Annotated in this window: 13 protein-coding genes and 1 pseudogene; 2 read left to right on the top strand and 12 right to left on the bottom strand. The window is 48.9% G+C overall.

What is annotated here, in order from left to right; translation table 11 throughout:
- Nucleotides 1–132: 132 nt before the first annotated feature.
- From CRO57_RS04230 to rpoZ, 4 genes are all read right to left on the bottom strand, one after another.
- The gene (locus CRO57_RS04230; RefSeq protein ID WP_097152122.1) at nt 133–723 is read right to left on the bottom strand and encodes a DUF2062 domain-containing protein; all 591 of its coding nucleotides are present in this window, start codon (nt 721–723) and stop codon (nt 133–135) included.
- A gap of 159 nt (nt 724–882) precedes the next feature.
- Nucleotides 883–1,470, bottom strand: a complete 588-nt coding sequence (pyrE, locus tag CRO57_RS04225; protein WP_097152121.1) for an orotate phosphoribosyltransferase — start codon at nt 1,468–1,470, stop codon at nt 883–885.
- Between the two features lie 77 nt (nt 1,471–1,547).
- Complete coding sequence (locus CRO57_RS04220) at nt 1,548–3,791, bottom strand: RelA/SpoT family protein (protein ID WP_097152120.1); 2,244 nt, start codon at nt 3,789–3,791, stop codon at nt 1,548–1,550.
- Nucleotides 3,792–4,243: 452 nt separating this feature from the next.
- Nucleotides 4,244–4,648 (bottom strand): DNA-directed RNA polymerase subunit omega, encoded by a 405-nt coding sequence (gene rpoZ, locus CRO57_RS04215; RefSeq protein ID WP_097152119.1) that lies wholly within the window; start codon nt 4,646–4,648, stop codon nt 4,244–4,246.
- A gap of 361 nt (nt 4,649–5,009) precedes the next feature.
- On the opposite strand from rpoZ, the gene CRO57_RS04210 reads away from it, so the two are divergent.
- Complete coding sequence (locus CRO57_RS04210) at nt 5,010–5,603, top strand: LabA-like NYN domain-containing protein (RefSeq protein ID WP_097152118.1); 594 nt, start codon at nt 5,010–5,012, stop codon at nt 5,601–5,603.
- Nucleotides 5,604–5,705: 102 nt separating this feature from the next.
- Here the strand turns inward: CRO57_RS04210 and CRO57_RS04205 are convergent, their stop codons facing one another.
- From CRO57_RS04205 to CRO57_RS04185, 5 genes and pseudogenes are all read right to left on the bottom strand, one after another.
- Nucleotides 5,706–6,752: a dipeptidase gene (locus CRO57_RS04205; protein WP_097152117.1), complete on the bottom strand. Its 1,047-nt coding sequence runs from the start codon at nt 6,750–6,752 to the stop codon at nt 5,706–5,708.
- Nucleotides 6,753–6,794: 42 nt separating this feature from the next.
- The gene (locus tag CRO57_RS04200) at nt 6,795–7,514 is read right to left on the bottom strand and encodes a type 1 glutamine amidotransferase (protein ID WP_097152116.1); all 720 of its coding nucleotides are present in this window, start codon (nt 7,512–7,514) and stop codon (nt 6,795–6,797) included.
- A 195-nt stretch (nt 7,515–7,709) separates the two neighbouring features.
- Complete coding sequence (locus tag CRO57_RS04195; protein WP_097153193.1) at nt 7,710–8,006, bottom strand: AzlD family protein; 297 nt, start codon at nt 8,004–8,006, stop codon at nt 7,710–7,712.
- Nucleotides 8,006–8,707 (bottom strand): annotated as a pseudogene (locus tag CRO57_RS04190) (AzlC family ABC transporter permease); the annotation flags it as partial. The pseudogene CRO57_RS04190 and the gene CRO57_RS04195, both read right to left, overlap by 1 nt.
- A gap of 213 nt (nt 8,708–8,920) precedes the next feature.
- The gene (locus CRO57_RS04185; protein WP_097152115.1) at nt 8,921–9,385 is read right to left on the bottom strand and encodes a YtoQ family protein; all 465 of its coding nucleotides are present in this window, start codon (nt 9,383–9,385) and stop codon (nt 8,921–8,923) included.
- Between the two features lie 373 nt (nt 9,386–9,758).
- Between CRO57_RS04185 and CRO57_RS04180 the strand changes: the two genes are divergently transcribed.
- The gene (locus CRO57_RS04180; protein ID WP_097152114.1) at nt 9,759–10,172 is read left to right on the top strand and encodes a GFA family protein; all 414 of its coding nucleotides are present in this window, start codon (nt 9,759–9,761) and stop codon (nt 10,170–10,172) included.
- A gap of 70 nt (nt 10,173–10,242) precedes the next feature.
- On the opposite strand, the gene CRO57_RS04175 is transcribed toward CRO57_RS04180, so the two are convergent.
- The 3 genes from CRO57_RS04175 to CRO57_RS04165 form a co-directional block, all read right to left on the bottom strand.
- Entirely contained in the window at nt 10,243–10,944 is a 702-nt protein-coding gene (locus tag CRO57_RS04175; RefSeq protein ID WP_097153191.1) for an ABC transporter ATP-binding protein, read from the bottom strand.
- Nucleotides 10,945–11,048: 104 nt separating this feature from the next.
- On the bottom strand, nt 11,049–11,837 hold the full coding sequence (locus tag CRO57_RS04170; protein ID WP_097152113.1) for an ABC transporter ATP-binding protein: 789 nt from the start codon (nt 11,835–11,837) through the stop codon (nt 11,049–11,051).
- Nucleotides 11,834–12,793, bottom strand: a complete 960-nt coding sequence (locus CRO57_RS04165) for a branched-chain amino acid ABC transporter permease (RefSeq protein WP_097152112.1) — start codon at nt 12,791–12,793, stop codon at nt 11,834–11,836. The genes CRO57_RS04170 and CRO57_RS04165 overlap by 4 nt, the downstream gene beginning before the upstream one ends.
- Nucleotides 12,794–12,807 lie beyond the last annotated feature (14 nt).

Raw genomic sequence — 12,807 nt, 5'->3', positions numbered from 1 at the left:
TGACCATTTGATGATCGGCGATCCACTCGCTTCATAACGTCGATATAAGAAATAGATCGTTTCGGAGAGATGGCAATAGAAAATATACCAATCAAATTGCAGAATATTGGGAAAGATCGAGATGAAACTGAACTAGGTGGCGCTTTCATGCTCGGCAATAGCAGAACGCCATTTGCCAGCTTCAAAGGCTTTTCGTGCCAACACTGCCTTGCGACGATGCTGATAAGCATCACAGGACTTACGTACCAAAAAATAACAAATCAATCCGCAAATTAGACCTGTCGGAATAGCACCAACTGCCATCACCTTGATAACAGGCCAAAGCGCTTCAAAGGAAGACGACATGAGTGAATGGCCCAGATGCAACTCCCCGCCTTCAATCTTGGGTTTTCCCAGAACCAATGCACCTGTATTGTAGGTTGCTCCCCAAATGAACGGGAATGTAATGGGATTGCCAACGGCAGTTCCCAAAGCGGCGGCCAACAGATTGCCGCCAATAATGAAGGCCAGCACCCAACTGATGATAAAATGGAAGCCAAGGAACGGCGTGAACGAGGTAAAAGCCCCAGCGGCAACGCCTGCTGCGATGGCATATGGAGATCCTGTCAGCCGCAGAATCCGTTTGACAAAATATTTGCCAGAACGCAACCAGCTTCTGCGCGGCCAGATGAAAACTCTGAAACGCTCTGCCAGTCCTGGTTTATTTCTGCGGCCAAAAATCACGGTCAGTTACTCTCACTGATAAAACGCCAAGGGGTCACATGCGCCTTGTAAATACAGGACTATATAAACCCTTTTGACACCTAAAATTCCAGTCTATTTTGTTAGTATTTCATACAAACCCAAACAAATTACTGCCAAGACAAAAAAGTTTACGGCTGATCACTGCAAACCACGGCTTCCGGGTTTAATTGCTGGTATATCCCGCATTTGTGGCGGTATGGCATCCACCTGATAGGCAGGTACCTTGTACTGGGCCAACGATATGAGAGGCACGCCAACATCTGCCTCGCCTGCCGACCGATCAACGATACAAGCAGCAGCAACAACGTTGCCGCCAAGAGCCTTGATACAATCAATACACTCGCGGCTGGAGAGACCAGTGGAGACGATATCCTCTACCATCAATATACGCGCGCCTTTTTCAAATTCAAATCCGCGACGCAAAGCAAATTCCCCTTTTTCACGTTCTACAAACAAGGATGGCACCTGCATATGACGAGCTGTCTCATATCCGGGAATGATGCCACCAACCGCTGGAGAAATGATGATATCAACTGGACCGACGTCGGATTCTTTCACTTTCTCAGCCAGGGCTTTACATAGAATTTCCGCCTTATCTGGATACTGGAAAACTTTGGCTTTTTGAAGGAAGGTTGGGCTGCGTAGACCGGAAGACAAGATAAAGTGTCCATTTTCCAGCAAGGCGCCACATTGACGAAAAACATCCAGAACCTGTTCCGTATTCATACTTTCTTTCTTCCCTGTTTTACGAAGGCCATGTTCGGCCGAGATTTCCTGATCAATTCCGATATCAATATTTCGGCCTAATTGATACGTTCGATTTTCGAGACCGACTGCTTGGAGCGGACTTGCTCGATAATGCGATTGAGATGACTAAGGTTCCAAACTTCCAGATCAATCGTCATGTCCTGGAAATCCTGACTCTGTTTATTCATATGGATATTGTCGATATTGCCGTCATTTTCAGCGATCACCTGTGCTATGGCCGCAAGGCCACCGGGCTCATTGATGACAGAAACATGCAATCTGGCGGGGAAGCGTTCGTGCGAGGCTTCATCAATATCCCAGCGGACATCCAGCCAAAGCTCTGGCTGATCATCAAACTTCTTCAAAGCTGGCGAGTGGATCGGGTAAATTGTGACCCCCTGCCCGGGCATATGAATACCGACGATACGATCTCCAGGTACCGCGCCACCCTCTGGTGCAAAGCTGACGGGAAGATCTCCTTGTTGGCCTCTGATGGGTATTCCTTTGCTTCGCCCATCAGTCTCGCTATCCCCTTTGGTGCCTGGAACGCGGAACTTCATGGCACTTGCCTGTTTCAGATCGAACCAACCCTCGCCTTGAACACCTGTTTTTTCTTCTTCACCATTTTTGGAAGCACGCTCATCCTGATAATCGGGGAACACGGCTTCAATAACAGCACGAGAAGGCAACTCACCACGGCCAACAGCGGCCAACGCATCATCAACAGCATTATAGCCAAGACGTGGCAACGCGACGGTCAGCATTTTGTCGCTATAATCCTGCCCGCCACGTTCAAAGGCATTTTGTAAAATCTGACTACCCAGGCCTGCATATTGCGCTCGCACGGCATCACGAGTTGCACGCCGGATCGCTGCGCGGGCCTTACCAGACACCACAATATTCTCCCAGGCAGCGGGTGGCGTCTGTGCTTTGGAGCAAATGATCTCGACCTCATCACCATTTTGCAATTCAGTCACCAATGGCATGATGGCACCATTGATCTTGCACCCGACGCAGGTATTGCCAATGCCAGTATGAACCGCATAAGCGAAGTCAATTGGCGTGGCGTGGCGTGGCAGGGCCAAGACCCGTCCTTTCGGAGTGAAACAGAAGACCTGATCCTGAAACAGCTCAAGCTTGGTGTGCTCCAGGAACTCCTCTGCGTCATTGCCGGCATCCAGCATTTCCACGGTGTGGCGCAACCAAGCATAGGCATTGCTGTCCTTGGCTAGTTTGCCAAGAGACCGTCCACCTTTGGTCTGGCCTTCCGGATCTTTATAAAGAGCATGTGCTGCTACTCCATATTCGGCAATCTGGTGCATTTTCTGGGTACGAATCTGCAGTTCCACCCTTTGCCGACCGGGACCGATGACTGTCGTATGGATGGAACGATAATCGTTGGGTTTTGGAGTCGAGATATAATCCTTGAAGCGACCTGGGACGCATGGCCAGATGGTATGAACAATTCCCAATGCCTGATAACAGGCAGAAATGTCGTCAACAAGCACGCGAAATCCATAAATATCCGAAAGCTGCTCGAAACCCAATTGCTGGCGCTGCATTTTACGGAAAATGGAATAGGCCCGTTTCTCACGACCCCTTACCTTCACATTCAGGCCTTGCTCGGCAAAGGTTTTTTGCAGTTCACCCTCAATCTCTTCGATCAGGCTTTTATTCTGCTGCCGCAAACCTTCCAATCGCGATGAAATCGCTTCAAATGCCTCTGGATTGATATATTTGAAAGAAAGTGCTTCCAGTTCCTCTCGAATATCCTGCATCCCCATGCGCTCCGCCAATGGGGCGTAGATGTCAATTGTTTCCTGGGCAATGCGGTGACGCTTATGATCTGGCACAAAGTGCAAAGTACGCATATTGTGCAGGCGGTCTGCCAGTTTTACGATCAACACCCGCACATCATCGGAAATTGCAAGAAGAAGCTTGCGTAAATTCTCAGCCTGCTTTGTCTTTTTGGAAACCAGATCCAGCTGGGCAATTTTTGTTAGACCTTCGACCAGCTTGCCGATTTCCTGTCCAAAGAGATCATCCAGTTCAGGACGGGTCGCATCGGTATCTTCCAGCGTATCATGGAGCAAACCCACGGCAATTGTGCTGGAATCAAGACGCAGCTCGGTCAGAATACCCGCAACCTCCAGGGGATGCAGAAAATATGGATCACCAGATGCGCGATATTGGCTACCATGCTTTTGCATGGAATAGACATAGGCCTTGTTGAGCAATGCTTCGTTGGCATTGGGATTATAGGCGGTTACGCGTTCGACTAGCTCATATTGACGCATCATGACGGAGGGTAAACCTTGTAATGCTCGGGGCCGGAACTCAGGCGCTGACGTATTATTCCGGAATTCTTTGTTTGTTTTTAAGGTCTGAACCGGTTACCCCGCTTCATCCAATCGATCAAGGATGTGCCGGGAAGCCTTCATGCAAGCATTATTCGAATACTCTCATGACGCCCGAATTCTCCTAGTCTGCATGCAAAACCCTAACGCTTAGGCAAATCGCTCCGCCAATTTCGCATTTTGTCGATGCACCCAATGAAGATAGTCTCTTTTTATCATCATCTCAAATGATGCGCACACCAAGTCCCAGATTTATTCCGGCAACGCGACTTGGATCAGCAACCCTGAGCCCACGGTAGCGGCAACTTGGGGAAGCAATTGGGGAGCACCCGATTGCATTTATGAAAAAAGCGGACCAAATGGCCCGCTTCCTCTGGCATTTATGCCCAAATATCTTAGTCGTCGTTACGATCTGGCGGTACAAGACTTTCCAATCCACGCAGCAACTCTTCCTCCGACATCTGATCAAAGACCAATTCGTTTTTCGGCTCTGCCACAACAGACTCGAAATCAGTAGTCGCTGCTTCATCAGCAGTGATCATCTGTACTTCATCGGTCTCAGGCTCATCCACCTCTACATATTTCTGCAGGGAATGGATCAGATCTTCTTTCAAATCGCCTGGAGATACGGTTTCGTCAGCAATTTCACGTAGAGCAACGACAGGGTTCTTGTCGTTGTCGCGATCGACAGTTATCGAAGAGCCAGAGGAAATCATCCGTGCGCGGTGGCCGGAGAGCAGAACAAGCTCAAAACGATTGTCGACCTTATCGACGCAATCCTCAACGGTTACGCGTGCCATACAAATCTCCTGAATGGGGGAATTTTTTCTTTCAATAAAACGAATTTGCCTTCTTGACAAGAGTGCAGAAGATGTTAATTCGCTCTTTTATGCAGGTTTCCTGTTTAATGTAGATGTTTTTTTTGGGAAGAAATCTTAAATGTACGTCATGATGGCGGACTTTTCTTGTATTTTTTCCCTGTTACGGTAGCATGAACCTGTAGGACTAAATTATTGCTATAAACTATTGAGTAAGGCAACCATAATAAAAAAATCATGTTTGCCCAGCCAAGAATCTCAAATTAAATATAAATACTGAGATTTGCTGACATGTTTTACAGCCTCATCGGTAGTAGCAATTCCAAAAACAAGGATAAAATAATTGTTCGATCCCCGTGAAAAAGTCGCGTTGTTTATCGACGGCGCCAATTTGTACGCAACTACAAAAACACTTGGCTTCGACATCGACTACAAGCGACTTCTCAAGGAGTTCCGTAGTAAAGGCTATCTTTTGAGGACCTATTATTATACGGCACTCGCAGAGGACCAGGAATATTCCTCCATTCGCCCTCTAATAGACTGGCTTGACTATAACGGATACCATGTTGTTACCAAGCCAACCAAAGAATTCACCGATTCGACCGGCCGTCGTAAAATCAAAGGCAATATGGATATCGAACTCGCCATCGATGCCATGGAGCTGGTGGAACATGTGGATCACTTTGTTATCTTTTCGGGTGATGGGGACTTCCGTAAACTGGTAGAAGCCCTACAACGTCGCGGCCGCAAAGTATCCGTCGTTTCCACCATGTCCACCCAACCTCCTATGATTGCCGACGAATTGCGTCGCCAAGCCGATCATTTTATCGATCTCAATCATATTGCCGATCGCATTGGTCGTGATCCTTCGGAGCGTCCGCAACGGATGCCTGTTCAGGGTGAATTTGAGGACGATCACGAATATGATGGTGACTAGGCCAGGATTTCATTCAAATCTTGTGCGACCAGATTTTCAAAAGCCCGGATCGATATATCCGGGCTTTTGCTTTTGAAGGTTTTGAACCAGACTGGTCTCAAATCAGATACCAGTTCGTTTCAGAAGGCTCAACCAGTTCTGATAGGCAATCTTTTTGACCAGAGCTTCGCCATAGCCATGATCCAACATGGCCTGGATGAGGATTGGATTGCCCGCAGCACTGCCGATCCCAGCCGGTACTGTGGCTCCATCAAAGTCTGAGCCCAGCGCAACACCCTCTTCCCCCAATTTAGTCAGCAGATGGTCCAGATGAGCTAACATCAAGCTGATTGGTGTATCGGTTTCATATTTCTGCCCATCATCACGCAGGAAACCGACCGCATAATTCAATCCGACAACACCTTGGCTCTCCGCAATTGCATCCAGTTGCCTGTCCTTCAGATTCCGCGGACTGGGGCTAAGAGCATGGACATTGGAATGTGTCGCTACAAGCGGATCGGTCGAGAGCTTTGCAATATCCCAAAAGCCTGCTTCATTGAGATGGGACATGTCGATCAAGATATGCATCTTGTTACAGCGCCGTACAAACTCCCTGCCAAGATCTGTCAAGCCAGGGCCTTGATCAGGGGAGCCAGGAAAATCGAACGGCACACCATGGGCAAAGATATTGTTGCGGCTCCAGACCGGACCAATAGATCTCAGACCAGCCGCATAAAGGACTTCCAATGCATCGAAGTTCGCGTCAATGGCTTCTGCCCCCTCTATATGCAACATGAGGGCTACGACATTGTCCTGCAGAGCCATGTCAAGCTCTGAGCTGGACCGGCATATACGAACCGCTCCCTCGCTTTCGCGCTCAAGTCGGTATGCGCATGACACCATTGCCAATGTTTCTTTGAGCGCATGGGCCTGATCGATCGGGCGCTGCATATCTTCGAATTTGAGTGTTTGTCCCGGCTCTTGTTTTGGAGGCACGAACATTGCAAACAAACCGCCAGCCAATAAACCTTGTTTCGCTTTAGGTAGATCGATATGCAGGCTGTCATCTCCATTCATGAAGGAAATCGGTTTTCCAGCAGCTCTGGCCATTTCCAGACGGAGAAGTGTATCGTTATGACCATCAAAAACCGGAATTGCGGGAGTATTCATTGAAACATCCTGTCAGGAACAATAGGAGACGAATTTACCAGCCTAACCAGATCGTCGAATAAAGTGGAGCATCCACTTTGCTACAAGAACATCATCCACAGTTCCATCAACATCAATCAATGCTTGCTCTCCTTCCTCCAGTGGAAAGTGAGTTCCTTTGCGTTGATTGATCAGATATCGAGAGAAATCAGGCCTGATTTCAGGGTGCAATTGCATGGACAATGCATTATCGGGATAAAGGATCACCCCATTGGGGCAATGATCCGACCCGGCTAGACAGAGGGTTTGCGGAGGCAGTTCCACCACTTGATCCTGGTGCATGGCTTGCAAACGAATCTCGCCTTTGCTCATCCAGTCGGGCCTCTCACTCGGCGCTGAATTAGCCATGTAGTGATGAATGCCGATACCCCACTTGTCGCCTTGGGTTCGTTCAACCCTGCCGCCTCTGGCCTTAGCCATCAATTGATGTCCAAAGCAGATGCCGATGGTTGGTATATTCTGCTTGGCTGTGCTGCGAATAAATTCTTCCAGCTCAAGCATCCAATCTGCTTCATCATTGGCACTGGCCTTTGAGCCGGTAACAACCCAAGCATCACATTCATCGAGATTGTCAGGCAATTCTCCCAAATGAGCCAGATAGGGTGTGCAGAGAATGTCAGGGTCGGCGAGCTTGAAGAAATCGGAGAACATGGAGCTCAGGGTTCCGAAATTGTCTTCCACTTCCCGACTGACGCTGTCTGCTTCCAAAATTCCCAATCTCATTCCACATCACCTTTCTAGTCTCATGCAAGCATTCCAGGCGCACGAATCCAAAGTTCATCACATTGATCAGCGAGCACCAAACGAATTTTAGATTCAAAAGAATGACTAGAAAATGTAGATCTTCAATGTGGATTGAGGAATTGAAATAGGCAAATGATCCTGCAGATTGATAATGATACCTATTTCCATTCCACACTAGCCAATGGCCATGCGTGCCAGAATAATAGCCAGAGTGCCGATTGCCACCATGGGCAACAAAGACAAGTAGAGCCCGGCAATAGCAGCAACGCATATAGCTATCCATTCCGCGGGCCCACCATTGTAAACAGCTGGTGCCACAATTGTGGTCAAAACCGCAGCAGGCACAGCATCCAGCCCAGCCTGAACACGTGGATGAATACGATCAAACCGCGACAGAACCAAATGCCCCCCAATACGGGTAAGGTAAGTCAAAGCCGCTCCAGCCAGAATGATCCAGATGATAGAGGACATCATGATAAGTCCTCCTTCAGTTCGATACCGTCACTATTTTCTCCCTTTGCTTGCGGAGAGAAAAATGCTGCTAGCAATACACCTGCAGTGGCGCCAATTGAAACATGCCAGGGTGATCCGACCGTCTCATACGCAATGACTGCCGCAATCGCGGAAATACCAACAACAGGCAGCCAAAAACTGCGTTTGCGAAATCCCATGACAAGGCCAAGGAAATAGATAGGCAAAAGAAAATCGATACCGTAGGTGTAACTATCTTCCAGCAAATTGCCAAAAATAGCTCCAATCCAGGTAATAAAAACCCAAAACAACCAAACTGGAATGGCGAGGCCCATATACCAGGCAAAATCAATCTTGCCACCTCGCTCCAAACGCCCTTCTGCTTCGGCATATTGCGGATCTATCAGGAAATGGAACCCGATAATCCTCTGCAGTCTGGTCCAGTGACGAAGATGCCGACCAATAGAGGCAGAGTAGAGCACGTGACGGAAATTCACTGCAAATATTGAAAGCACGATAACCCAGGCCGGTATTGTCTGACCAAACAGATCAACCCCAACCATCTGGCTGGCCCCGGCGAAAATGGTGGCGCTCATCAACACCGCTTCAAATATGGACATACCGCTTTCTACCGCCAAAGCACCAAAGAGCGCGCCAAAAGGGCCGGCAGCGATGCAAACTGGAATACATCGCTTTGCTCCGGCAAAAAAGAGCGCCTTGGCACTCATGCTGTCATCATCGAGTCGGTGTGTCATAGGCGCACTCTAAGCGAGCTTTGCTCGCCAGTCCTATGAATTTCTTACTTTGATTGATCAAGAAAATGAATGAAATGAAGCGCTCACTCCGCGTTTATCTTCCCCAAATGACGGCCAAACGAGATCAGCCATCGCAATTACAGCTTAATTGCGAGAAGATCAGTTCAACTTGCCATGAATTACATAATCAAGGATATCAACGATCTGTGCGGGTGTTTGAGTAACTGCCAGCGCTGCAGCGTCGACCTCTTTCAAAGCATGCTGATGGTCGTCGCCATGCATGGTGATGATCGACTTTCCCAACGCCGATGCATAGCCAGCATCAAAGGCTGCATTCCATTGCTTGTATTTTTCTCCGAAGCGAACAACAACAATATCAGCACGTTCGATCAGGGTACGGGTACGAATGGCATTCATATTCGCCCCCTTGTTGTCATGCCAGAACTTCTTTTCTTCGCTTCCCAAAATATGCACGCCACAATCATCGGATGCACCATGATTGGTAACCGGAGCATGGAACTCAACGGGCAGCCCCCTCGCTCTTGCTCCTTCTTCCAGCTCCTCACGCCAATTGGAGTGAATTTCACCTGACAGATAGATGGTCCAGATTTTTGTTGCAGTCATGATGTCGGCCTTTTTGCTGGAATCAATTTGCAATAGCTTGGTCCTTGTCACTCGTCCTGCGCAAGACGCAAATCAGAAAATCACTTATGCAATCAAATCAAAAATCTCGATTGTTTCATAATGCTTGCTATTCCATCAGAACGCTGTCGGTCATATTCGTTCTCTTTGCCAAGCCCCACAACAGCATTCGGGGATCGAACAACTTCAACCCATCATATGGTCGCCAACCATTTCTCAATCTTGATCATTGACGCCATATTCAACCGGGCAAAGCGAGTGAATTTGAGATAGACTTTACTCGTATCACTTGGGTTGACTTCGCTCTCCAAATCGGAAATGTTCTCATTACGTTCCATTTCATGAGGTCAAAATTATGTCCAATGATCCTTTGACTGGCCGCTGTTTGTGCGGCTCGATTGCGTTTGAGCTGGGAGGCGATGTGAACCCTGCAGTCGTCTGCCATTGCAAACAATGCCGCCAATGGGGCGGGCATGCCTGGGCCAGCGTAGGCGGGGGTGTCAAGAATCTCGTCTTCTCCAAGGGTGAGGACAAACTGAAGTGGTATGAATCGTCTGACTTTGCACGCCGTGGCTTCTGTTCAGAATGCGGCTCTTCGCTTTTCTGGCAGGCACATAAACTGGATGATCATAAAGATCACATTGCCATTGCAGCTGGCTGTATCGACGAGCTTGGTGATAACCATATCAGCAAACACATTTTCTGCGCACATAAGGGCGATTATTATGAGATTGGAGAGGATGGCGTGCCTCAGCTCGATACTCATTGAGCCTCTTAAGCAAGACAAAGCGAAAGCTCAGCTGCCTCAAAACAGCCGAGCTTTGGTCTTGCAGAATGGATCAGACGCCTAGATAAGCTTCTCTTACCGCATCATCTTCCATCAGATCCTTGGCATTACCACTGGCGGTGATTTTGCCTGTCTCAATCACATAGCCTCTGTCCGCGATAGACAGAGCTGCAAAGGCATTTTGCTCAACGAGAAAGACTGTCACAGCTTCTTCCTTCAGGCTGGCAATCGCTTCCAAGATCTGATCAACCAAGATTGGCGCCAGGCCCATGCTGGGCTCATCAAGTAACAGAAGACGTGGACGGGCCATGAGCGCTCGGCCGATCGCCAGCATTTGTTGCTGTCCGCCTGACAAGCCACCTGCGGCGGTCTTGCGACGCTCTTTGAGGATCGAGAACATTTTATAGACCCGATCCAGATCATAGTCGATCAGGTCATCTTTACGGGTATAGGCTCCCAGCATCAGATTGTCTTCAATGCTCAGCGGGCCGAAGATCTGACGACCTTCCGGACTTTGACCAATTCCATTAGGCACCCGCTTGTGGGCAGGTAACGCCGATATATCCTTGTCTCGAAACGTAATAGAACCACCTGTTATTGGCTGTACACCGGAAATGGAACGCAGGAGTGTCGTTTTGCCCGCACCGTTACCGCCAACCAGCGTGACGATTTCACCGACATTCACGTGGAGGGATACCCCTTTCAACGCTTGAATGCGACCATAGGAGGATGTGAGATCTTTCACATCCAACAAGACTTTAGGAGCCTTTGACTGTTCGGCAGCATTGAGAGGAGGCTCTGCGGAGATGATTTCAGGTTTTTGCATATGATCGGTCATCCTTATCCCAGCAGCTGCCCTCAGACAGCACGCGCTGCCTCCTTCGAGCCGTGATCTCCCAGATAGGCGGCAATCACATCGGGATGCTTGCGCACCTGTTCCGCCGTTCCCTCAACCAGTTTCTTGCCGTAATCAAGCACAACTATCTTGTCGGATATCTTCATGACCAACTTCATGTCATGCTCAACCAACAATACTGTAATCCCATCCTTATGGGCGATATCGTGGATCAGGTTATCAATCTCTTCGGTTTCTATCGGATTGCAACCAGCTGCCGGTTCATCGAGTAAGATGATCTCGGATTCCGCGGCCAAAGCACGAGCAATCTCGAGCCGCTTCAATGCACCATAAGACATGGAGTCTGCCATCTCATCAGCCTTCTCCGCCAGCCCTACCCGTTCCAGAAGCTGCATAGCCTTGGCACGGCTTTGGTTATTCTGCCGTTCGACACTCGGAAGCGAGAAGAGATGCGGAAATGGGAAACGCTTTTCCCGCAAATGACATCCAACCATGACATTTTCGATCACGGTCATACGGAAGAAGATCTGCAAGTTTTGAAAGGTCCGCGAAAGACCATATTTGGCCAATTCGTTTGGTTCCAAACCGGTAACATCCCGACCGTTCAGATAAACCTCGCCGACTGAAGGTTTGTAAACGCCGGATATCAGATTGAACAGTGTCGTCTTGCCCGCACCATTGGGGCCAATAATTGAAACGATCTGCCCCTTATCGACCGTGAAGCTCACCTCATCAACTGCTTTCAGTCCACCAAATTCAATGCCAATCTTGTCTACTTGGAGAAGTGTCATGCCGCCCTCCCTTTAAGCTTATTGGCAATGGAAGGAACAATCCCGGAGCGCAGGAAAATCATGAAGATCATCATGATCAAGCCGAGCATCATATGTTCGTAATGCTGCAAATCGGCCAAAACCTGTGGCAGAATGATGAGGAAAGCCGCGCCAACCACCGATCCGAGGATGGAGCCCATACCCCCCAATACCACCATGGTGACCAACTCAATGGAATGCAGAAAGCCAGCAGCATCAGGTGTGATGAAACGGTTCATGAAAGCCAGCATTGCCCCCGCAATCGATGCATACATAGCCGAACCCACAAAGGCGAGCAGTTTATAGTTTGGCACATCAATACCAGCGACCTTGGCTGCAACTTCAGAATCATGAATGGCGCGTAATGCTCTGCCTGTCGGACTATCGATGATGTTCAGCGCCACCCAGGCACCACAAATCATGACAATGCCAGTAATCCAATACCAGAGCTTTGCAGTCTTGACTTTCCAACCCATGCTCTTGAGCAAGCTTTTGATACCAAGTGCCTCAACATTCATGCCATCCGGGCCACCGGTCCACTGCGCTTCGTTATTGATGACCATGGAGATCAGGATACCAACGCCAAGTGTCGCAACAGCGAGATAATGGCCTTTCAGCTTGAGCACAGGGCGACCAATCAGGAAGGCCAGCGCCCCAGCCAGCAACACGCCAATGATCAGTGACAGCAAAGGCGGAATGCCAAGGTGAACCGGCCCGATGGCAACAGCATAAGCCCCGATGCCAAAGAATCCAGCATGGCCAAGGCTCACCTGTCCGGCATACCCCATGAGCAGGTTGAGACCAATCACGGTGAAGGCAGAAATCCAGATCAGAGCCGCTACGCGGTAATAAAAGCTGGATGGGAAAACAAATGTCAAAGCAACAACCATCACAGTGAGTGCTGCCAGAATTTTCCATTTATCAGCAGTAAAATTCATAATCCAATCCTCCC

The sequence above is a fragment of the Cohaesibacter gelatinilyticus genome (assembly GCF_900215605.1).
GTDB classification, from domain to species: domain Bacteria; phylum Pseudomonadota; class Alphaproteobacteria; order Rhizobiales; family Cohaesibacteraceae; genus Cohaesibacter; species Cohaesibacter gelatinilyticus.
The sequence above is the reverse complement of the archived record's forward strand: the minus strand, read 5'-3'. Positions and strand labels throughout refer to the sequence as shown.